Raw genomic sequence first — 22,342 nt, forward strand, 5'->3', positions numbered from 1 at the left:
CGGACGGCGGCATCGGCTCACAGAAACCACCGATACTCCCGCGCGCCGATCTCGTTGCGGAAATCCAGCTCCTCCTGCCGCTTGTTCTCGCAGTACACCATCACGAACTCGCTGCCGAGCCCGTCGCGCACGGCCGGATGATCCTGCATCGCGGCGACCGACGACAGCATCTCCTTCGGAAAATCGATCCCGCTGCCGCGATCCTCGTTGAGCGGCGCGATCGGCTCGAGGCGCGCATCGAGCCCGTGCTCCATCCCGCTGAGGATCGCCGCGAGCACCAGGTACGGGTTCGCATCCGCACTCGCGAGCCGGTGCTCGATCCGCAGGTTGCGGGCGTCCGACTCGGGAATGCGGATGCACGCGTCGCGATCCTCGAAACCCCAGCTCGCGCGGCTCGCCGCGTTCACCATCGACCCGTAGCGCCGGAACGCATTGTGATTCGGCGCGAACACGGGCATGCAATGCGGCAGCAGCGCGAGGCAGCCGGCCACCGCGTGACGCAACGGCCGCTGCCCGTCCGCCGCAAGCAGGTTGCGCCCCGCGTCGTCATACAGGCTCACGTGCACGTGCATGCCGCTGCCCGGCGCATGCAAATACGGCTTGCCCATGAAACTCGCGCGATAGCCGTGCCGCAACGCGACGCCGCGCGTGCTGCGACAGAACAGCGCCGACCAGTCGGCCGCGCGCAGCGCGTCGTCGGTATGCCCGAAATTGATCTCGAACTGGCCGGGCCCGAGCTCCGCGGTGATCACCGTCGCATCGACGCCCTGCTCGCACGCGGCTTCGACCATCTCGTGCAGCACGTCGGAGAAGCGCGACAGGCGCTCGATATGCATGTTCGGCTGATCGTCGCGGTCGTCGCTCAGGCGGTCGCGCGGATACTGCGGCATCCCGTCCGCGAGCTGCGCGGCGAACAGGTAGAACTCGAGCTCGAATGCGACGACCGGCCGGATGCCGCGCGCCGCGAAGCGCCGCAGCACGCGTGCGAGCACCTCGCGCGGCTCGAATTCGATCGGGGAATCGGTGCCATCGGAACTGATCAGCATCTGCGCGAGCGGTTGCCGCTCCCAGCGCACGGGCTTCAGCGTGCCGGGGATCAGGCGGCGCGGCGCATCGGGATCGCCGTCGTTGAAGCAGTAGTCGCCGATCTTGTAGAGGCCGCCCTGCGTGCCGAGCAGCACGCAGTTCTGCGGCAGCTTCAGCAGCGAGCCCGATGCGACTTTCTCGAGCGCATCGATCGGATAGCGCTTGCCGTAGAAGTGCCCGGGCAGGTCGAGGCAGATCAGGTCGACATAACGGATCTCGGGGTGCGCCTGCCGGAATGCGCGGACTTCACTGACCAGCGCGGGAACGACGTCAGCCATGTCTCATCCTTTCCATGTCTTGTATGGCGGTGCCGCAACGCGGCGAACCGGATTCGGGCGGCGCACGGCGCAACGCACGCCGCATGTCGATCAGTACTGCAAACAGGCTGCGCGGCGGGGCCGCCTCCAACACCGCCCGCCCCGCCGACCACTCAGGTGAATACCCAGATCACGCGCGTCGGCGCGTCGGTCAGGTTCGCGTAGCGGAAGCGCTTGTGCGCGGGCAGCTGGAACGCATCGTTCGGGCCGAGCGTGACCGGCGTGTCGTCGCCGTCGATCCAGATCGTCAGTTCTCCTTCGAGCACGAAGCCGCCCTGCTCGTCGCTGTCGTCGACCGGCCGCTCGCCGCTGCTCGCGCCGGGCCCGAGATGGCTTTCGAGGATCGAGAAACGCGACCGCATGTTCGGCGACACGAGGATGTCGGTAATGCCGGCCGCGTAATACACGGTGCGGCGTTCGTCGGGCCGCGTGACCCACGGCACGCTGCGCGGCTTGCTCAGGCTGTAGAAATAGGTGGTCGGCACGCCGAGCGCCTCGCCGATCGCGGTGAGATCCGCGACCGTCGGACGCGACAGCCCGCGCTCGACCTGCGACAGAAAGCCGACCGAGCGGCCGATCCGTTCGGCGAGATCGTTCAGCGTGACCTTGCGATGCTTGCGCAGGTCGCGGATCAGGATCGCCAGACTTTCTATCTCTTCCTGTTCGTTCATGATGGATTCCGGTGCAATCAAACGGTATCGCGCAAACGGTACCAGGCCTTGCCGATCGCTTCGAGCGGCGCGGCCAGCCGGCCGCCGCCGGGAAAGCGCGGGTTGCGGATGCGCTGGTACTGCGCGAGCAGACGGGTGTCGCCGAGCACGGCATCGGCCACCGCGCGCGCGCCGGCGAGCGTCGGCAGCACGCCGTGCCCCGAAAAACCCTGCAGCCAGAAGCGCTGCCCGTGGCGGCCGATGTCCGGCGTGCGGCGCATGCTGATGTCGATGTGACCGCCCCACGCGTAGTCGAGCGGCACGCCGGCCAGGTGCGGAAACACGCGTTCGAGGTGCGGGCGCGTCGCCGCCGCGATATCGGCCGGGATGCCGCCGAGATACGTGCAGCCGCCGCCGAACAGCAGCCGGTTGTCGGGGCTCAGGCGGAAGTAGTCGGGCACGAACTGGTTGTCGATCACGCAACTGTTGCGCGGCAGCAGCGCACGCGCGACGTCGGGTGCGAGCGGCGCCGTTGCGACCTGATACGTGCCGACCGGCAGCAGCCGGCGCGCGAGATCGCGGTCGAGCCGGTCGACGTACGCATTGCAGGCGAGCACCAGCACGTCCGCGCGCACTTCGCCACGCGTCGTGCGGGCGACGTGGCCGCCGGCCGTCTCGCGGCAGTCGAGCACGCGACTCTGTTCGAAGATGCGGCCGCCCGCGCGCTCGATCGTCTGCGCGAGGCCGAGCGCGAGCTTCAGCGGGTTCAGGTGGCCGGCCTCCGGATCGTGAAGCGCGGCCAGATAGCGCGTGCCGCCGATCCATTCAGGCATCTCGCCGCGCCCGATCACGCGCAACCGATCGTAGCCCCAGCGCTCGGCCGCCTCGTCGCGCGCCTGCGCCAGCATCGCGACGCGCCGCGGCCGCACCGCGGCCCACAGGCTGCCGGGCCGGTAGTCGATGTCGAACCCGTGCCGCGCCGGCAGTTCGCGCACCTCGGCCGCCGCCCAGCGCATGCTGTTCCACAGCAGCCGCGCGCCGTCGCGGCCGAGCGCATCCTCGAGGGGCTGCATGTCGCACGACCAGCCGAGCAGCGCCTGTCCGCCGTTGCGGCCCGATGCGGCCCACGCGACGCGGCTCGCTTCCAGCATGACGACGCGCTTGCCGGCAAGCGCGAGCCGCAGCGCCGTATGCAGCCCGCTGAAACCCGCGCCAACGACCAGCACGTCGGCGTCGACGCGTTCGTCCAGCACCGGCCGATGCGGGATCGGCGCCGGGTAGGTGCCGGCGTAGTAGCTTGCGACGTGACGGTCGGACTGCACGAACATGCGGACTCCCGTGAAAATTACGCCGAGAAATTTCATGAAAAACTAGCATGACAATTTCACGAGAGCAAGCGTGAGACCGACGGTCTATCAGTCCGGCCCGACTGTCGAGATGCGTCCAACTTGGAATTTTTTCGTTCAAGTTGAAACCGACCCTAGCCTGGGTCCACAAGACTGTCCCGTTTGGAAGTGGAAAATTCCGGCATGACGTTGTCATCGAGACCAGGAGAGCATGCCGGCACGCCGGCATGGGCGCTGCAACCTAGGAGACCAGGTCGTGGCAGGTATGAAGAAAGACGCGACATCTTCATCACCGATAAGGTGCAACAGTTGCTTTGCTCTCGACAGCCCGACGTAACGCAGTTGCGATTCCCCGTGGGTCCGTTAATGCCGCGAGCTTCGTGTGTAGCGTCCTAGGCCTTCAATCAGCGGCGAACCACGTTGAAAACTCACTCAGACACCCGTGGTTAGCAGACTGCTTCGGCAAGCTCGACGTTCTTCGAGCTTGCCCAAAACCTCCACAGTGCCTTGCCTCGCGAATTTCTGACCTACACCATCGGCAACTGCCGCACCGACTTGCCGGTGAGTTGCGCGACGGCGTGCGCCACGGCTGGCGCGACCGGAGGCACGGCAATTTCACCGACCCCGGTCGGTTCGGCCGTGCTCGGCACGACGTGGATTTCGATCGCTGGCGCCTCCGCCATCTTCAAGACCGGATAGTCGGGGAAGTTGGATTGAATGACCCGTCCGTCCTTGATCTGAATCTGGCCGTACAACGCAGCGCTCAGCCCGAAGATGATCCCGCCTTCCATCTGCTGCGCGACGATGCCGGGGTTGACCACCGTTCCACAGTCCGCCACGCAGACGACGCGATGCACACGTGGCTTGCCATCCTTGAGCGACACCTCCACCACCTGTGCCACCACGGAGCCGAATGCGTTGTGCAGCGCCAGCCCGCGCGCACGCGGTGCGCCATCGGCGGCGGGCGCGAGCGGCTGGCCCCAGCCTGCCGTCTGCGCCGCGATGTCGAGCACCTTCCGCTCACGCGGATGCGCTTTGAGCAAGTCTCGCCGCATCGCCAGCGGATCGAGCTTGGCGGCGGCAGCCACATCGTTCAGGAAACTTTCGAGGAAGAACCCCGTGTACGAGTGGCCGACGCTGCGCCAGAACCCGATGGGTACCGGTAAGTCGACCACCAGATGCGCAATGTGTTCGTGCTCGATCTCATACGGTTGGTCGAACAAACCTTCGGCCGTATAGCGGTCAATGTCGAGCGACGGCGCACCGAACAGGCGCTCCAACTCGCCGGCCAGGATCGACTGGCCCGCACTGCGCGAGGCGATGGCCGTCACCCTGCCGTTCTCGACGCGAGCCTTCAGCCGTGCGATGGCCTGGGGGCGGTAGAAGTCGTGCTTGATGTCATCTTCGCGCGACCAGATCACCTGCACCGGGCGGCCTTCCGTCCTGGCGGCGATCGTCACCGCCTGCCCGACAAAGTCCGACTCCAACCGTCGCCCGAAGCCCCCTCCGATGAGCGGGATATCGATGTGTACCTGGTCGCGGCTCACGCCTGCCGCGCGGGCTGCGACCAGTTGGGCCAGCGTGGCGACCTGCGTGGGTGCCCAAAGCTGCACTCGATCCTTGGTCACCTGCGCCGTGCAGTTGATAGGCTCCATCGTGGCATGCGCAAGATACGGCGCACTGTATTCGGCCTCGACAATGGTCGCACCCTGTGCATTCTCAAAGGCCTTCAGCCCATCACCCGTCGAACGGTAGGTGAAGCCACCCTTGTCGCTGTTCAGCGCGCCGCCGAGTTGTTGATGGATGTCAGCCGAATCCAGGGTGGCATGTGGGCCATTGTCCCACTCGGGTTCGAGTGCACCAAGGGCCTGGCGTGTCTGCCAGTAATGGTCTGCCACCACGGCGACGCCCGGAGCGCCGCCCGTCGAGCCGTCGAACGGCACGACATACCGCACGCCGGGCATCACAAGGGCCGCTTTCGAGTTGAAGGTCTTGAGCTTGCCGCCCAATACCGGGCACATAACGACAGCGGCATACAGCATGCCGGGCGGCCTCACGTCGATGGCGAAGCGCGCGCTGCCATCGGTCTTGGCGGCGATGTCGTTGCGCGGCGCAGGCTTGCCCACCAGTTGATATTGCGAAGCGGGCTTGAGCGTGACATTGGACGGCGGAGCAATCTCGCGTGCCTTCTGCGCGACCGCGCTGAAAGGCATCTGCTTTCCGCCCGGCCCGATGAGTTGCCCTGCCCGCACCGTCACCAGCGTCGACTGCACGCCCCATTCGCGCGCGGCTGCCTCCACCAGCGTGGCGCGCGCGGTTGCGGCGGCCTCGCGCACGGGCTGCCACCCGTCGGCCATGCTGCTGCTGCCGCCGGTGATGACGAGACCGATTTCGCGCGCGCTCTTGGCCATGATCCAATGCAGTGCGCGCGCCCAGAGCTTGTCCGCGTCGTCCGGATGCAGCGGCAGCGAGCTGTCGCCCATTGCGACGACATTACCGTAGATGCGTTCGATCGGCGATGACTCGATGCTCACCCGCGTCAGCGGAATATCCAGTTCCTCCGCGGCCAACATCGACAGCCCAGTGTGGATTCCCTGCCCCATCTCGACACGCGGCATGGCCAGGATCGCATTGCCTTCCGAGGTGATCTTGATCCAGCCATTCAGGGCAATCTGACCGGACGTTTCGGGAAACACCGCAGGATCACCGAGCCGGCTGCGTGGAGGCATCACGCCCCAGCCCACCACCAGCGCACCGCCAAGGCCAACCGCCCCCAGCAGAAATCGGCGCCGCCCAGGGCGTGCAATCCTGGGGTCGGCGCTCATGCGTGGCCGTCCCGCAGCACTTTCGCCGCACGCTTGATCGCTATGCGCACGCGCGGATACGTCCCGCAACGGCACAGGTTGGTGATCGCCGTGTCGATATCGGTGTCACTCGGATCGGGCTGTCTCATCAACAGATCTGCCGCCGCCATTAGCATGCCAGACTGGCAATAGCCGCACTGAGGTACCTGTTCGTCGACCCACGCCTGCTGTAACGCATGGCGTTTCTCCGGCGATTCCGCCAGCCCTTCGATCGTGGTGATACGCTTGCCGGCGACCGCTGCCACGGGCAGGACACAAGATCGTACCGCCGTACCATCCAGATGCACGGTACACGCGCCGCAGGCAGCGACGCCGCAGCCGAATTTCGTGCCCGTCAGGTTCAGGTGGTCACGCAGCACCCACAGCAAGGGGGTAGCCGGGTCGCAGTCGACGTTGACCCGTTGGTGGTTGACGTCAAGATCCATGTATCGCTTCCTTGCCTCGTATCACAATGGCCCAGCCTACTACCCGCACCTTAAGGTCAAACCAAACTTTAATGTCAAGCGCCCGGACGCAAATAACTTTTGGTTGGTCGCACGGTGACCGGCCAGAATACGCAATCCACAAGGACGCCAGCCGAGCAGACTGCGGCTCCTGACAACGGCAGACCCAGGCGGGTACCGCGTACTCCGGAAGACGACTGTTGCCGTCCAGTGCCCGTCCATCGACCGCATTGCAGTTTGCACCGACGCTATCTGAATCGCACTTCCGCGTCGGCGCCTACGCATGATCGCCTTCATCGGTGCGTTCATCGTCATTTCGTCCGTGATGAACGACCTGGTGTGACGTCGCGGAACGAAGCTCCCTGGACTCCTCAGCTCGCCCTCGACCGATAACGTGCACGTGAGAGTCACATGCTTGCATCGATACCGCCGAATGATGTGGTCAGCGCGAAGCACTGCTCAGAAGGAACGCAAAAAAAGCTTGACCATAGACTTAACTTGAAGGTTATGGTTTGCCATGGCATGCGCTTCGAGCCCATGGTCACGCTTGTGGCATCAGGCAAAGGGCGACATGTCCGCGGCTATCGCCTGTGACCGATGAAGGGGAGACTCACCATGACCAAACGCATACTTCACGTTGTCAGCAATGTCGCCAACTACGCGGATCAATCCGAGCCGACCGGCCTGTGGTTGTCGGAACTGACCCATGCGTGGCACGTCTTCGCCGAACACGGGTACGACCAGCGCCTCGTCAGCCCCAGGGGTGGCGAGTCCCCGCTGGAACCTCGCTCGCTGAAATGGCCGCTCGCCGATGCCTCGGTAAAGGAGTGGCTGAACGACAAGGACCGCCAGAAGCTTTTGGCGACGACGGCAAGCCCCGATCAGATCGATCCGGCGGATTTCGATGCGATCTATTTCACGGGCGGGCACGCCGTCATGTGGGACTTTCCCGACGATGCCGGACTTCAACGGCTCACGCGAGACATCTACGAGCGCGGCGGTATCGTGTCGTCCGTATGCCATGGCTACTGCGGCTTGCTGAATACGAGACTCGCCAACGGCACACTGCTCGTCGCCGGCCGCCGCCTCACCGGCTACTCGTGGGTGGAGGAGGTGCTTGCGGGCGTCGCGAAGAAAGTGCCCTACAACGCCGAGGAAGAGATGGTGAGGCGCGGCGCACTTTACGAAAAAGCGTTGCTGCCGTTCACGTCGAAAGTCGTTACAGATGGCCGCTTGGTAACAGGGCAGAATCCCCAATCGGCAAAAGCAACGGCCGAGCAGGTCGCGGCTCTCCTGTAACGGCAGGCAGCCCGGGACGCCAGCGGACATCCTCGCCTAGCCTTTTCCGGACGGTCGGCGGCGTCCGGCCTTGCCGGCGCCCTTCGTTCGGGCCGCACCGTCCAGTTCCCTCGACTGCATCTGCGACAACAGGCGCGTTGCATTGGCGCTGCAATCGATCTCGTCGGGCTTGGCCTCGATCTCGGCCATCAACGACACGAGATGCACCTTGTTCTGCGCCAGCTTCACCTGCATGGTCTCGATATCCCGCACCTTATGACGGAGCGCCTCGAGCAGCGCACCGCGCTGCCACTGCACGAGGTCGGGCGGCAACAACATGCGGATCTCGTCCAGGCTGAAGCCGGCCTTTTGTGCTGCCGTGACCAGACCGAGCACGACCACAGCGTCCGGCGAATAGATCCGATAGCCGTTGGGTTGCCGCTCGACGGCCGTCAACAGGCCGATGCGTTCATAGAAGCGGATGCGCGACGGCGTCAGGCCAGTACGCTCCGCCAGATCCCCTATCTTCATGTCTTGGGTGCGAAAGTGCCCAGACGGGTGGGCATGTTCAGGACCAGTTGCGCGTCCTTGACGACGTCCATACGAAGCACGGTGGACGCTCCGAGTCCGTCAAGCAGCTGACTCAACGGCCCGCCGTGCCGCGACAGTTCGACGTCGCGCGGAAAGAGTCGCTGCACGAACGACAGCATGTTGGTCTGCACCAGTGTCTGGTGCCACTCGCCGTCGATCCGGTTGATCATGGTTGCCGTCGCCATATGCGACTGCGACGGAACATTGCGCAACTCGGGAAGCGGCGCACGCAAGGTCAGGTCCGGCTTGCCGCCGGGACCGGCGATGCTGGCTTTTACGTCGGCGCCGATGTGCACGCCGATTTCCGTGCGCCATTTTGGCAACTGATATCCATACAGTCCGCGCACCCGCGCGATTTCCGTGGTCACCGGCAGCGCAAGAACATGCGCGTGGAAGCTGCGGCGTCGCATGGAAGCGAGCAGTTCCGGCGCATGGGGCCCCCGCGCCCCCGGCCGGCGGATCACCACCGCTACGGAAACTTCGTCGTAGGGGTCGTTATCGCAAACGGAATACGAGAAGAAGGTCAACGCCACGAGTCCATGGCCCGGATAGGCGCGCAGTGGCTCGAGAGGCGTCGGCAACATTGCACGCAATCGATCGGCAGGCGCCAGGAACAGCAGCTGAACGTTACTTGAGCGGTAGTAGAAGTTCGGCGCCCACGTCGGACCAACCGTGGATGTGACGAGCCGCTTCGGGATCCTGCGAAAAAAATCGATGTTTCCTGCGGCAGGGTCTCTCGCCACCTCGTCGAGATCCGGGTTCATCCGGTAACGGTCATAGTAGCCGCCGGCAGGCACCTCGACCTTGTGCTCGCCAAACTCGACCTGAATGAACCGCTTATCCATATTCGTTGACCTTTCTCGGTGATTGAACCGGCAGGCGAGCCTGAAAAGGCATACCGATTAACAGCCGGCAACAATCACTCTAAGATTGAATATGACTTTAAGGTCAAGTACTTCGCAACGAATCGGAATGAATCGATACGCTTGGTCTACGCCGCAGCCGCTGGCTTATGCGAATCCCGAACCGAACGGACGACGGGGACCTCCGGCTGCGGCGTTTGGTCAGTCACTGACGGATCCGGAACGGATATCCCAGTCGGCGCGCTGGAAGGCAAGCGCGCTCCCCGCACGGCGCGCTTGCTCGGCAGGTGTGGGGATCAGCCGGTGGTGGAACCGTCGGGCTTGCCTAAATCAGGCGTAATTCCTGCTTCGCGGAGACGGTCCAGCACGCGCTTCTTGTTGTCGACACATTCAATTCCGTCCGGCCTGTCCTCGATACTCGCGATCGCGACGACAAGTTGGGCCCGGGTATGGTCGAGACGCTTGCGGATGCCATCGATCTCCTCCACCTTCTGCTTGAGTGCATCGAGCAATGCGCGATGATCCCATGCGCCCGGGCCGACCGGTAGCAGTTGTCGAATCTGCTCGAGCGTAAACCCCGCCTGCTGCGCGATCGAGATCAACCCCAGGAGAATTTCCGCCTCCGGGGGATACTCCCGATAGCCATTCGCTTGGCGCTCCACCACCCTGATCAATCCCTCTGCCTCGTAGAAACGAATACGTGAGGCCGTCAGACCACTGCGCTTCGCCAACTCTCCGATTTTCACGCCACACCCCAAAAAACTATTGACATTAACGTTGACTTTAATCCTAAAGTTGACCGGCGACTACATGGTGAAGCCCGACTGACTCGGGGGCAAGCGACCGCCTCGCGGCCTACCGAGTATTTCGAATTGTCTCAACAAACGGAGCGCATTGTCTCACCCAGGCCGCAAATGGTGACGTCGGCCTGCGCGTCGCCGGCAGAGTGACCGGATCCCAGCGCCATCGTCACGTTGCCGTTTCGTCAGTCACCGTCACAAAAGGAGTCGCCCGCTACCGAGCAGCAACGATCGCCGTACACGTCACTGGTTGTCAACTTGAATATCGAAAAGGAGTGCTGATCATGGGATACGTCACAACAAAGGATGGCGTTCAGATCTTCTACAAGGACTGGGGTCCGCGCGACGCGCAGGTCATCTTCTTCCATCACGGTTGGCCGCTCAGCGCGGACGACTGGGATGCCCAGATGCTCTTTTTCCTGTCGCACGGGTACCGGGTCATCGCGCATGACCGCCGCGGTCACGGACGCTCCAGCCAGGTGTGGGACGGTCATGACATGGATCATTACGCGGACGACGTCGCCGCTGTCGTGAACCATCTCGGCGTGCAAGGCGCCGTTCATGTCGGCCACTCCACCGGCGGTGGCGAAGTCATCCACTACGTCGCCCGTCATGGCGAAGATCGCGTCTCGAAGGCCGTGCTGATCAGCGCTGTGCCGCCGCTGATGGTCAAGACAGACAAGAACCCGGGCGGCCTGCCGAAGGACGTGTTCGATAACCTGCAGGCGCAACTGGCCGCGAACCGTGCTCAGTTTTATTACGACGTTCCGGCCGGCCCGTTCTACGGCTACAACCGTGCCGGCGCGAAACCGTCGCAAGGCGTGATCTGGAACTGGTGGCGCCAGGGCATGATGGGCAGCGCCAAGGCGCATTACGACGGCATCGTCGCGTTCTCGCAGACCGACTTTACCGAGGACCTGAAGAGCACCACGATTCCCGTGCTCGCGATGCATGGTGATGACGATCAGATCGTCCCCTATGCCGATTCCGGCTTGCTGTCGGCGAAGCTCGCTCGGAACAGCACGCTGAAGACCTACAAGGGCTTCCCGCACGGCATGCCTACGTCCAACGCCGACACGATCAACGCCGATCTGCTCGCGTTCCTGCGAGGGTAATCGCGACGGGTGCCGGAAAAGAAACACGCCCGGCACCCGCCTGCCTCCTTCCGGGAAAGCACACTGCCTCCCCGAGAAACACTCACACATTATTCAAGTGTCCGTTCGCGCGGCTCACAGCACGCGGGAGCATTGCTCCCGGCGACCGCTCCGTGCATAGCGATACACCCACACGTCCTCATACAGAGGTGCTTATGTCGAACGAAGGGCAGTGCCCATTCAACCATGCCAACGGCGGCGGCACGACCAATCGCGATTGGTGGCCAAACGAATTGCGCCTGGATCTGCTCAGCCAGCACTCGAGTAAAACCGACCCGCTCGACCCTGGCTTCAACTATGCCGAAGCCTTCAACAGCCTCGACCTCGACGCGCTCAGGAAAGATCTGGCTGCCCTGATGACCGACTCCCAGGACTGGTGGCCGGCGGACTTCGGCCACTACGGTCCGTTATTCGTACGGATGGCCTGGCACAGTGCCGGCACCTATCGCATGGGCGACGGGCGCGGCGGCGCCGGGCGCGGCCAGCAGCGCTTCGCGCCGCTCAACAGCTGGCCGGACAACGTGAGTCTCGACAAAGCTCGCCGCCTGCTGTGGCCGATCAAGCAGAAGTACGGTCAGAAGATCTCGTGGGCCGATCTGCTGATTCTCACGGGTGACGTTGCGCTTACCACGATGGGATTCAAGACCTTCGGCTACGCCGGTGGCCGCGAGGACACGTGGGAGCCGGATCGCGACGTCTACTGGGGCAGCGAGACGACCTGGCTTGGCGGCGACCTGCGCTACGGCAAGGGCGGCGCCTGCGAATCGCAACACGGTGGCAACGCCGGGCGCAACCTCGAAAATCCGCTTGCCGCGGTGCAGATGGGCCTCATCTACGTGAATCCGGAAGGTCCGGACGGCAATCCCGATCCCGTCGCGGCAGCGTACGACATCCGGGAGGTCTTCGGACGCATGGCGATGAACGACGAAGAAACCGTGGCGCTGATTGCCGGTGGTCATGCCTTCGGCAAGACGCACGGCGCGGGTCCGGCCGACAACGTCGGTCTGGAACCCGAGGCTGCCGGTCTCGAGCAGCAAGGGCTTGGCTGGAAGAACAGCTTTGGCACCGGCAAAGGCGCGGACACGATCACGAGCGGCCTCGAAGTCACGTGGAGCGACACGCCGACTCAATGGGGCATGGGCTTTTTCAAGAACCTGTTCGGATACGAATGGGAACTCACGAAGAGCCCCGCAGGCGCTCACCAGTGGGTGGCGAAAAACGCCGAACCGACGATCCCGCATGCACACGATCCGTCGAAAAAGCTGCTGCCCACCATGCTGACCACCGATCTCTCGCTGCGCTTCGACCCCGTCTACGAGAAGATCTCGCGTCATTTCATGGACAACCCCGACGTGTTCGCCGACGCGTTCGCGCGCGCGTGGTTCAAGCTCACGCACCGCGACATGGGACCGCGCGCCCGATACCTCGGGCCGGACGTGCCGACCGAAGAGCTGATCTGGCAGGACCCGATTCCTGCGGTCGATCATGTGCTCGTCGACGACACGGACGTTGCCTCGCTCAAGGAGACGATCCTTGCCTCGGGGCTTTCCGTGGCCGAGCTCGTGTCCACCGCATGGGCGTCGGCATCGACATTCCGCGGCTCGGACAAGCGCGGCGGCGCCAACGGCGCGCGTATCCGCCTCGCGCCGCAGAAGGACTGGGCCGTCAACGAGCCCGCACGATTGGCCAAGGTTCTGAAAGTTCTCGAGCGCATTCAGGGCGAGTTCAACAGCACGCAGCCTGGCGGCAAGAAGATTTCGCTGGCCGATCTGATCGTACTGGCCGGCGGCGCCGGCATCGAGCAGGCGGCGAAGCGCGCTGGCCACGACGTGGTTGTGCCGTTCGCGCCCGGCCGGATGGACGCCTCTCAGGAACAGACCGACGCGCACTCCTTCGCGGTGCTCGAACCGGTCGCAGACGGTTTCCGTAATTTCGTCAAGGACAAATTCGCGGTGCCGGCCGAAGCGCTGCTGATCGACAAGGCGCAACTGTTGACGCTGACCGCCCCACAGATGACGGCGCTCGTCGGCGGACTGCGCGTGTTGAACGTCCAAACCGGCGACGAAAAACACGGCGTTTTTACCGACCAGCCCGAAACGCTGACCGTCGATTTCTTCCGCAACCTGCTCGACATGGCGACCGAATGGAAGCCGATTGCCGGCGAAGACACCTATGAAGGACGTGACCGTCGGACCGGTGAGCTGAAGTGGACCGGTACGCGCGTGGATCTGGTGTTTGGTTCGAATGCCGTGCTGCGGGCATTGTCCGAAGTCTATGCGAGTGCAGACGGCGAGGCGAAGTTCATTCGTGACTTCGTGGCGGCCTGGGTCAAGGTGATGAATCTCGATCGATTCGATCTCGCCTGACAAAAAGCGGTGGTACATCGATGCGAGCGGGCTGCCGGGGGAACCGGCCCTGTCCGCTCGCATCCAGTGGCGATGACTATCGCTGTTCGGCCCGACATGGCAAGTGCCGGGCCGTGAAGCTCGTACGCGGAGGTACGACGCGACAATGCCGCTGTTCCGAATCGTACTACTGCTTCCGGCCCGGAGTCGGGCCGGCACGCAGTCGTCACTCCAAATCTATCCGAGAAACGCAATGCCTGCTGACGCTTTCACACCTCCTACCGAAATGACCGCGATCGAAATCGTCCATCCCGGCGGTCCCGACGTACTCGTTCCATCCCGACGTCCGGTGCCGCGCCCCACCGACGAACAGGTCCTGATCCGCGTTCACGCCGCTGGCGTCAACGGTCCCGATGTCTTCCAGCGCAAGGGCTTCTACAATCCGCCACCGGGCGCATCGGACATCCCGGGCCTCGAGATCGCGGGCGAGGTCATCGACGTGGGGAGCGCAGTGAAGCGCTTCAAGCGCGGCGATGTCGTGTGCGCGCTCGTTACCGGTGGTGGTTATGCCGAATATGCAGTGGCCGATCACCGGGTTACCATGACGCTCCCGAAGGGACTTGGTGTCGTCGAAGCCGCGGCAATGCCGGAGACGTTCATGACGGTCTGGCTCAATCTGTTTCAGCGCGGCAAACTACAAGCCGGCGAGTCGGTTCTCATCCATGGCGGCGCTTCAGGTATCGGCACCACGGCGACAATGCTGGCCAAAGCATTCGGTGCGTCGAAGGTCATGACCACCGTCGGATCGGAGGTTCATCGCGAGGCCAGCCTGCGTCTTGGGGCCAATCACGCGATCAATTACCGGGGCGAGGATTTCGTCGAAAAGGTCAGCGAGTTCACGAACGGGAACGGTGTCGACGTCATTCTCGACATCATCGCCGGGGATTACGTCGCACGTAACTACACGGTCGCTGCAATGAACGCCCGCATCCTGCAGGTGAGTGTATTGAAAGGCCCCGCCAAAGACCTCGATCTGTGGCCGATGATGACGAAACGCCTGACGCATATCGGTTCGACGCTGCGCTCCCGAACACCCAACGAGAAAGCGGAAATTATTCGTGAACTGGAGATGCATGTCTGGCCGTTGATCCAGGCGGGAATGGTCAAACCCCAGGTTTACAAGACCTTCCCGTTGAAGGACGCGCGCGGGGCTCACGAGTTGATCGATTCCGGCGTGCACATTGGCAAGATCGTTCTCGTCACCGACGCGCTCCCGGCAGAGTGAGCCCGATCGACAGATCGGCGCGGTATCGGAAACAGGCGGCCTCTTGCTGGAGAGGCCGCCTTGACCTTTAGCTCTTGATGAACTTCAGAATGTCCGCGTTGATGACATCCGCATTGGTCGTCAGCATCCCGTGCGGGTAGCCCGGATAGATTCTCAACGTCGCGTTCTTGAGCAGCTTTGCGGACAGCACGCCGGCATCCTTGTATGGCACGACCTGGTCGTCGTCACCATGCAGGACCAGCGCCGGTTGCGTGATTTTCTTCAAGTCTTCGGTGAAATCCGTTTCCGAGAAGGCCTTGATGCAATCGTATTGAGCCTTGATTCCACCCATCATGCCCTGACGCCACCAATTGCGGATGACGCCTTCGGACACCTTCGCGCCCGCCCGGTTGAAGCCGTAAAACGGTCCCGACGGCACGTCGAGGTAGAACTGCGCCCGGTTGGCGGCAAGCTGCTTCCTGAAGCCGTCGAAGACTTCAATCGGCGTTCCGCCGGGGTTGCGCTCGCTCTTCACCATGACCGGTGGCACTGCGCTGACCAGAACGATCTTTGAAGTCCGCTTCATGCCATGACGCGCTACGTAGGCAGCAACTTCCCCGCCCCCGGTCGAGTGCCCGATGTGGACGGCATTCCTGATATCGAGCGCCTCGGTCAGGGCCGCGAGATCGGCAGCGTAGTGATTCATGTCATTGCCGTCGGCTGTTTGCGTGGATCGCCCATGCCCACGACGATCATGGGCGATGACGCGATAACCATGCTCGACGAAGAACAGCATTTGAGCGTCCCAGTCATCCGCCGACAGCGGCCAACCGTGACTGAAGACGATCGGCTGGCCTTTGCCCCAATCCTTGTAGAAGATCTCGACGCCGTCCTTCGTCACGATCTTGTTACCACGGTCAGCCTCTCCTGCCGACGGATAAATCGGATGCTTGGCTGATGCGGCACCGGCCGTGCCACTCGAAGAAAACAAGGGCAGCGCCATCGAGGCAGCCGCTACTGCACCCGCTCCGATCATCAGTTCGCGACGAGATTTGCTGATGACGTCGACTTCATCCTTACCGCTCATGACAGCCTCCTTTGGTAATCGAAAAGCGGCTACATCTGACCACCCGATACCCGAACCGCGTACGATCACGCTCCCGGTACCCCCGTTGCGCAAACTCGATGACCACGCGCCCCGTTTCCTGCTACTTGCTCTGCCGGCATCGGCAGCCAGTCAATTCGTTTCCCTGAGCCGCTTGACGACCGCCTCGGCAATTTCCTTGCTCGATTGCGGGTTTTGCCCGGTGATGATCCGGTCGTCACTGACGACATAGGATGTAAAGGGAAGAAACGCCTTCTTGTAGCGCGCACCACGGCTCACAAGTGCATCCTGCAAGAAGAGCGGAACCTGTGACTTCATGCCGGACAGCGTCTCCTCCATGTCGGAGAAGCCCGTCACCGGCACGCCCGCGAGGAGAGACTTGCCTTCGGCGTCCTGGAGCGGCAACAACGCGGATACGCCATGGCAAACGGCCGAGACGACGCCCCCCTGACGATAAATCTGCTCGCTGACGGCCTTCAGCGCCGCGTTGTCGGGAAAGTCCCACAACGTACCGTGCCCGCCAGTGAAGTAGATCGCCTTGTAGTCGGCGGGATCGACGGCCGCGGCCGGCAAAGTCGCCTTCAATCGCGCCATGAAAGCAGGATCGGCCAAATGTGCGCGTGCCGAATCATCCAGGTAGAAAGACTTCAGGCTGCGCTCGTCGATCGGGACTTCACCCCCCGCCGGACTCGCAAAATCCATTTGCAGCCCGGCTGCCTGGGCGACGTCATAGAAATGAGTCAACTCGGTGAACCAGAGGCCGGTCGTATCCGATCGAGACGGATACTTCGAGTGATTGGTCATCACGACCAGAACCTTGCCGTTCAGCTGTGGCACGCCCTCGTTCCGCGCAACGTCGGCTGCATAGGCGTATCCGCCCGTCAGCACGGAAATCATGATGGCCAGGAGCCAATGCCTCAAAAGCCAACGCTTGAACATTCTCGATTCCTCATATAAGTCGGCGCGACTTCGGGTCATGACTCGATCGCACCGCACTGAAGCAACGACGTGAAAGGATGCAGACGAAATCCTAGGATTGAAGTTAAGTTGAATGTCAAGTGATCACGGCGCGCCATCGCCACACCGCCACGCGTCCGGATGCCGTGGCGCTCGGCGGCGTCCGTCTCGAGAATCAGCATCGCCACCGATCGATACGACGTTGTCGTGTCACCGATCCGGTCGCATGCCCGCACCAACCCGGCCTCGAACCGACTGAGCATCCATGGCCGTGGATCGCGTTAGCTGATGCAGGCAGGTGCCTCACCGACGTAACTTCTATTTATTTGGTTTGCCTAAATATATTTCCGGGGCGAACGAGGAATGCCTTTTCCCCGTCGCGGATGGTGCCGGGCATCGAGCCGTGGGAAGACCGGATGCTGCAGGGTCGGATGTTCTCGCACACCGATACGCAGATGTACCGCCTCGGCGCGAACTTCAATCAGTCGTCGATCAACCGTCCGCGCGTGCGCGTCACGAACAACAACCAGGACGGTGCGCTGAACTTCGGCGACCGCAAGGGCGAAGTGAACTACGAGTCGTCAACGCTGAACGAACTCGCGCAGAACCCGCGTGACAAGTCAGAACAGCGCTGTCGTTCGCCGCGCTGTTCGGCCGCCTCGACCTGCTGCCGGTACTCGTCGCACATGGCGCGAACCCGGATCACGTCGATGCGCTCGGTTGTACCGCGCTACAGAACGCGATCCTGCAAGGCAACGACGCCACGGTTGCCGCGCTCGAAAAGGTTGGCTCCGCACCGAGTGCGGATGTAACGTTGCGATCGTTGCCGTAACCGCTTGACTTTGAACTTGCCTTCAAGGTTAGCCTAGTGTCCATCGTCATTCGACACAAGGTCACGAAGGTATCCGACATGCAAACGATACTGGGAGCGAACGGTCAGATCGCCACGGAACTGGCGCGGGAATTGCGCCGCCTCAACACCGGCGAAATCCGCCTCGTCAGCCGCAATCCGCGCAAGGTCAACGACACCGATAGCTTGGTGTCGGCCAATCTGCTTGATGCGCGACAGACCGCCCAGGCGGTGAAAGGCAGTGACATCGTCTACTTCACGGCGGGCCTGCCCCCGGACACGGAGCTGTGGGAAACGCAGTTTCCGGTGATGTTGAAGAACGCGCTGGATGCGTGCCGCGCGGAAGGTGCTCGATTCGCCTATTTCGACAACACCTACATGTACCCGCAGAACAACCGGCTGCAGACCGAGGCGACACAGTTCGCGCCGGTAGGCCGCAAGGGCAAGGTGCGCGCGGCAATGGCGTCGATGGTGCTCGAAGAGATGGCGCGTGGCGACATCCCGGTGCTGATCGGCCGGGCACCCGAGTTCTATGGCCCGGGCAAGACGCAGAGCTTCACGAATGCGTTGGTCATCGACAAGCTGAAGGAAGGCAAGAAGCCGAAGGTGCCGTTGCGTGACGACACGCGGCGCACTCTTATCTGGACGCCCGACGCGAGCCGTGCGCTCGCGACGCTCGGCAACTCGCCGGACGCGTTCGGGCAGACCTGGCATCTGCCGTGCTGCGACGACCGGCCGACCTACCGGGAGTTCGTCGACATGGCCAGCGCCGCGTTTGGACGACCGCCCGCCTATTCGATCATCGGGAAAGGGGCGTTTTGGGTCGCGGGCCTCTTCTCCCCGCAGGTACGTGAGATCCGGGAGCTTCTGCCTCGCTACGAGCAGGACAATCTCTTCGATTCCACGAAGTTCAAGCGCCGATTCCCCGAGTTTGAGGTGACAACTTACCGACAGGGCCTTGAACTGATTCGACGGGAATTCTAAACGTTTGGGGCACGCGGACACCGTCACCCCCTCGTTGCGCGATCCAGCGGGCTTGGCGGGCTCACCGGGCTTAGTCGTGGGGCAGCGTCACACCCGCCTCAATAAAGGAACGTCAACGATGACGCGATTCAGCGATGCGCCGATCATCGGGCAGTCGCGACAGGCGTGACATCGACCGACCCGCCCCCAACCTCGTCGCCCCTGCCACCCACTCCCAGTCCTTCGGGCTGGCAAGATATCTCGCCGCCGGCCGGATGCGGTTCGTCTGCGCCTGCCCGACGGCGACCGCCGAGCGTTCTTCAAGAATGCATCGGAAGCGTCAGCGCACCGATGCTCACCGGGCCACCGGTCAGCATGACAGGGCCATCGTCGCCGATCAACACGGTGTCGGAATGGCGAAAGCCACCGATGCCTTCAACATAAATTCCGGGCTCGATGGTCAGGCACATGCCTGGCTCGATGATGCGTTCGTAACCGTCAGCGAAAAACGGCGCTTCGCGCCCGGTCACGTCCATACCGTGCCCAGTGCGGTGCAGCAGTCGGTCACTCATACCGGCGCGCCGGAAATACGTGCGCGGGCTTGAGTGCGGTCCGCGGTTGCTCATTGCACGCGGCAAATCGACCGAAAAGGTGACGGTCAACAAGCGCAGTTGATACGCCATGTAAAGCAAGGGTTAGTACGTACGGCGGCGAGCGCGACATGCACCAGATTCATGTCGTCCATTTTTGTCTCGAATTTGACCGCGATTGTGGACGCTCATATCGTGGGGCACATCGAATCGATACGACTCGCGCCGCTTCTGGAGCATCAGGGAAGCGGGAACCATCACTTCATGTCTTCCCCCACCATGAACCCTGAAGCTCTGAACTCCGATCTGGGCGCGCTCGCTCATCCCCGATCCGCGCGGTCCGCGAGCAACGTGCGTCGTGCCGTTACCACGGCCGTACTCGGCCAAATCCTCGAGTGGTACGACTTCTTCTTGTACGGCACCGCGGCCGCGCTCGTCTTCGGCAAGCTGTTCTTTCCGGTCGGCACCGATCCGCTGACGGGCACCATCGCTGCATTCGGCGGGTTCACGGTCGGCTTTATCGCCCGGCCGATCGGTGGCGTGCTATGTGGCCATATCGGCGACCGGTACGGCCGCAAGGCCGTCATGACACTTACGCTGCTCACGATGGGTACGGCCACCGTCCTGATGGGCGTTCTGCCAACGTATCGGCAGGTCGGCATCGCGGCACCCGTCATGCTGGTGCTGTTGCGCATTCTTCAGGGGCTTGCCGCCGGCGGTGAATGGAGCGGCAGTATTTTACTGATCCACGAGAACGCGCCGCGATCCAGGCGCGGTGCACTCGCCGCCTGGAGCCCCTGTGGCGCCGCACTGGGCTTCGTATTGTCCACGGGCGCGTTCCTGCTGGCGAAAAACGTTCCGGCGGACGACTTCCACAGCTGGGGATGGCGCCTTCCGTTTCTGGCCAGCGCCGCACTCGTCGTCCTCGGCCTCTGGATGCGCCGCTCGATTGGAGAAAGCGCCGCGTTCGCCGAAGTGAAGGCGACGCGCCATGAAAGCCGGATGCCTGTCATCGAAGTGTTGCGCCAATGTCCGCGCGAAGTGCTCACTGTGTTCGGCCTGCGGTTTGGCGAGGGCGCGGCATCCTACCTCTTCTTCGCTTTCTCGATCACCTACGCGCAGTTTCTCGGCATCACGTCGAGCTGGATTCTCGGCGGTCTGTGCATCTCCATGCTGCTGATGATACCCGTCTCCCTGTTCTTCGGCTGGGTGACCGACAAGGTCGGACGCAAGCCGGTCTATCTCGCCGGCGCGATCGCGATCATGCTGGTGGCATGGCCCTACTTCGTGCTGTTGGGTTCGGGCGAGTATTGGAAGGTAGTGGCCGCGCTTATCCTCGCCAACAGCGTCACGCTCGGCATTCTCCAGGGCGCACAGCCCGCGTTCATCAGCGAGATGTTGCCGGTGCACCTGCGCTTTTCGGGACTCGGCATCGGCCGCGAAGTCTCGTCCGTGCTCGGTGGCGGCCTCTCGCCGATGATCGCGACCGCGCTGCTCGCGCACTATCACAGCGCCGTGCCGGTCGCCATCTATCTGGGCGTACTCGGACTCGTGACCGTCGTCGCCACGTTGCTCGCACGCGAGACATTTCCGAAAGCGATGCGCGCTGCTGTTCGTCAGCAGCCCGAATGACATCCCCACACCAGCAACCGCGAGGTATCACTCATGCAAGACCTTCAAAGCGAAGCCATCATCGAATCGCATAACGACTATCCGCAGTATGCCGCGCCGCTATCGCTCGATGCGCTGATTGAAGAAGTCGAGCGTCGCCGTGACGAATTCGACAAGGTATCTCATGTGCCGCGCGATATGATCGGCAAGATGAAACGCGCGGGCATTTTTCGCGCGAGCACGCCGAAACGTTTCGGCGGCGATGCGCTGCCGCCGGCGCGCTTCCTCCAGATGCTCGAACGCATCGCGATTGCCGACGGCTCGACCGCGTGGGTCGCGGCGTTCGGCTCCGCCAATACCTACCTTGCGTCATTGCCGGTTGAAACGCAAGCGCAGATCTACGCATCGGGACCCGACCAGGTCTTCTCAGGGGGCTTGTATCCGCTGCAAAAGGCCGAGCGCGCACCCGGCGGCTTTCTCGTGTCGGGACAATGGCGCTTCGCCAGCGGCTGTAAAGGTGCGGACTGGATCGGCGTAGGAATCGGCGGTGTGCCTGCTGGCGCGGACGACAAGAACGCCGGCAAGCCGTTCACGGCGGTCTTTCCGGCAAGCGAAGTCGAGATCGTCGACAACTGGAACGTGGTCGGCATGCAAGGCACGGGCAGCCACGATCTGCGCCTGAAAGACAAATACGTCGACGAACAATGGACCTTCGTGCGCGGCGGCACGCCGCTGATCGATGAGCCTCTGTATCGGTATCCCGCCATCGCCTACCAGGCGCAGGTGCATGCGGCAGTCAACCTTGGCCTGGCGCGTGCCGCACTCGATCTGCTGGCGGGGATGTCTGGCGTGACGAAGACCACCACGGGCGCGCCACGTCTTGCCGATCGCGCGTACTATCGTTCAGGGCTCGCGCAGGCGGAAGCCCAGTTGCGCAGCGCGCGGGCATTCTTCTTCGAGTCCGCGGAAACATCGTGGCAAACGGTGCTGGCTGGCGATCCGGTGCTGCCCGCGGAAGCAAATTTGCTGCGTCTGTCTGCCACCCACGCGGCTCACACCTGTGCGGATATCGTGATGCAGGCGTACAAGATGGCGGGCATCGGCGCGATCTATCGCGAGAACCGCATGCAGCGTCTTGTACGGGACTCGATCGTCGTCACGCAACACGCTTTCCTCGGCGAAGGCAACTACGATGCATCGGGTGCGGTTTTCGTGGGTATTCCTCCCGTCACGCCGTATCCCTGAATATGCGCCTCTCCCCGAAA

Annotated in this window: 18 protein-coding genes and 2 pseudogenes; 9 read left to right on the forward strand and 11 right to left on the reverse strand. The window is 63.0% G+C overall.

Annotation, left to right across the window (positions count from 1 at the left end):
* Positions 1-17 precede the first annotated feature (17 nt).
* From KU887_RS22155 to KU887_RS22175, 5 genes are all read right to left on the reverse strand, one after another.
* Positions 18-1,364 carry a glutamine synthetase family protein gene (locus tag KU887_RS22155; RefSeq protein WP_006490374.1) on the reverse strand — a complete coding sequence of 449 codons (1,347 nt, stop codon included), beginning with the start codon at positions 1,362-1,364 and terminating at the stop codon, positions 18-20.
* 152 nt (positions 1,365-1,516) lie between these two features.
* Positions 1,517-2,074 (reverse strand): helix-turn-helix domain-containing protein, encoded by a 558-nt coding sequence (locus KU887_RS22160; RefSeq protein ID WP_006490367.1) that lies wholly within the window; start codon positions 2,072-2,074, stop codon positions 1,517-1,519.
* Between the two features lie 17 nt (positions 2,075-2,091).
* A complete protein-coding gene (locus KU887_RS22165) occupies positions 2,092-3,381 on the reverse strand; it encodes an FAD-binding oxidoreductase (RefSeq protein WP_196433268.1) in 1,290 nt (429 codons plus the stop codon).
* Positions 3,382-3,926: 545 nt separating this feature from the next.
* Positions 3,927-6,224: a molybdopterin cofactor-binding domain-containing protein gene (locus KU887_RS22170; RefSeq protein WP_258258122.1), complete on the reverse strand. Its 2,298-nt coding sequence runs from the start codon at positions 6,222-6,224 to the stop codon at positions 3,927-3,929.
* A complete protein-coding gene (locus KU887_RS22175; protein ID WP_006498906.1) occupies positions 6,221-6,688 on the reverse strand; it encodes a (2Fe-2S)-binding protein in 468 nt (155 codons plus the stop codon). Before KU887_RS22175 ends, KU887_RS22170 begins: the two co-directional genes overlap by 4 nt.
* Before the next feature lie 633 nt (positions 6,689-7,321).
* On the opposite strand from KU887_RS22175, the gene KU887_RS22180 reads away from it, so the two are divergent.
* Positions 7,322-8,005, forward strand: coding sequence for a type 1 glutamine amidotransferase domain-containing protein (locus KU887_RS22180; protein WP_006490335.1), 684 nt, complete (start codon positions 7,322-7,324; stop codon positions 8,003-8,005).
* Positions 8,006-8,041: 36 nt separating this feature from the next.
* Here the strand turns inward: KU887_RS22180 and KU887_RS22185 are convergent, their stop codons facing one another.
* The 3 genes from KU887_RS22185 to KU887_RS22195 all read right to left on the reverse strand — a co-directional run bounded on the left by KU887_RS22185 (position 8,042) and on the right by KU887_RS22195 (position 10,184).
* Positions 8,042-8,515, reverse strand: coding sequence for a MerR family transcriptional regulator (locus KU887_RS22185; RefSeq protein ID WP_006490276.1), 474 nt, complete (start codon positions 8,513-8,515; stop codon positions 8,042-8,044).
* Positions 8,512-9,420 carry an acetoacetate decarboxylase family protein gene (locus KU887_RS22190; protein WP_006492917.1) on the reverse strand — a complete coding sequence of 303 codons (909 nt, stop codon included), beginning with the start codon at positions 9,418-9,420 and terminating at the stop codon, positions 8,512-8,514. Before KU887_RS22190 ends, KU887_RS22185 begins: the two co-directional genes overlap by 4 nt.
* 314 nt (positions 9,421-9,734) lie before the next feature.
* Positions 9,735-10,184 (reverse strand): MerR family transcriptional regulator, encoded by a 450-nt coding sequence (locus KU887_RS22195; RefSeq protein ID WP_012493480.1) that lies wholly within the window; start codon positions 10,182-10,184, stop codon positions 9,735-9,737.
* Positions 10,185-10,522: 338 nt separating this feature from the next.
* On the opposite strand from KU887_RS22195, the gene KU887_RS22200 reads away from it, so the two are divergent.
* From KU887_RS22200 to KU887_RS22210, 3 genes are all read left to right on the forward strand, one after another.
* Positions 10,523-11,353, forward strand: a complete 831-nt coding sequence (locus KU887_RS22200; protein WP_258258129.1) for an alpha/beta fold hydrolase — start codon at positions 10,523-10,525, stop codon at positions 11,351-11,353.
* Positions 11,354-11,547: 194 nt separating this feature from the next.
* Entirely contained in the window at positions 11,548-13,758 is a 2,211-nt protein-coding gene (gene katG, locus KU887_RS22205) for a catalase/peroxidase HPI (protein ID WP_258258130.1), read from the forward strand.
* A 232-nt stretch (positions 13,759-13,990) separates the two neighbouring features.
* The gene (locus tag KU887_RS22210; protein ID WP_309138186.1) at positions 13,991-15,022 is read left to right on the forward strand and encodes an NAD(P)H-quinone oxidoreductase; all 1,032 of its coding nucleotides are present in this window, start codon (positions 13,991-13,993) and stop codon (positions 15,020-15,022) included.
* A 67-nt stretch (positions 15,023-15,089) separates the two neighbouring features.
* Here KU887_RS22210 and KU887_RS22215 read toward each other — a convergent pair whose 3' ends face one another.
* Positions 15,090-16,088 (reverse strand): alpha/beta fold hydrolase, encoded by a 999-nt coding sequence (locus KU887_RS22215; protein WP_124675271.1) that lies wholly within the window; start codon positions 16,086-16,088, stop codon positions 15,090-15,092.
* Positions 16,089-16,238: 150 nt separating this feature from the next.
* Positions 16,239-17,045 carry a type 1 glutamine amidotransferase domain-containing protein gene (locus KU887_RS22220; RefSeq protein WP_012493484.1) on the reverse strand — a complete coding sequence of 269 codons (807 nt, stop codon included), beginning with the start codon at positions 17,043-17,045 and terminating at the stop codon, positions 16,239-16,241.
* A 383-nt stretch (positions 17,046-17,428) separates the two neighbouring features.
* On the opposite strand from KU887_RS22220, the pseudogene KU887_RS22225 reads away from it, so the two are divergent.
* The 3 genes and pseudogenes from KU887_RS22225 to KU887_RS22235 all read left to right on the forward strand — a co-directional run.
* Positions 17,429-17,686, forward strand: a pseudogene (locus KU887_RS22225) (catalase); the annotation flags it as partial.
* A gap of 2 nt (positions 17,687-17,688) precedes the next feature.
* Positions 17,689-17,895: pseudogene (locus tag KU887_RS22230) on the forward strand (ankyrin repeat domain-containing protein); the annotation flags it as partial.
* A 78-nt stretch (positions 17,896-17,973) separates the two neighbouring features.
* Positions 17,974-18,897: an SDR family oxidoreductase gene (locus tag KU887_RS22235; protein ID WP_196446271.1), complete on the forward strand. Its 924-nt coding sequence runs from the start codon at positions 17,974-17,976 to the stop codon at positions 18,895-18,897.
* Positions 18,898-19,196: 299 nt separating this feature from the next.
* Here the strand turns inward: KU887_RS22235 and KU887_RS22240 are convergent, their stop codons facing one another.
* Positions 19,197-19,559 carry a Xaa-Pro peptidase family protein gene (locus KU887_RS22240; protein WP_227743165.1) on the reverse strand — a complete coding sequence of 121 codons (363 nt, stop codon included), beginning with the start codon at positions 19,557-19,559 and terminating at the stop codon, positions 19,197-19,199.
* Between the two features lie 186 nt (positions 19,560-19,745).
* Between KU887_RS22240 and KU887_RS22245 the strand changes: the two genes are divergently transcribed.
* Together KU887_RS22245 and KU887_RS22250 are read left to right on the forward strand one after the other, a co-directional pair.
* A complete protein-coding gene (locus KU887_RS22245; RefSeq protein WP_227743193.1) occupies positions 19,746-21,098 on the forward strand; it encodes an MFS transporter in 1,353 nt (450 codons plus the stop codon).
* 33 nt (positions 21,099-21,131) lie between these two features.
* Positions 21,132-22,322, forward strand: coding sequence for an acyl-CoA dehydrogenase family protein (locus tag KU887_RS22250; protein ID WP_006490338.1), 1,191 nt, complete (start codon positions 21,132-21,134; stop codon positions 22,320-22,322).
* Positions 22,323-22,342 lie beyond the last annotated feature (20 nt).

Origin of the sequence: Burkholderia sp. EMB26 (assembly GCF_024730645.1) — a bacterium.
GTDB lineage: Bacteria > Pseudomonadota > Gammaproteobacteria > Burkholderiales > Burkholderiaceae > Burkholderia > Burkholderia cenocepacia.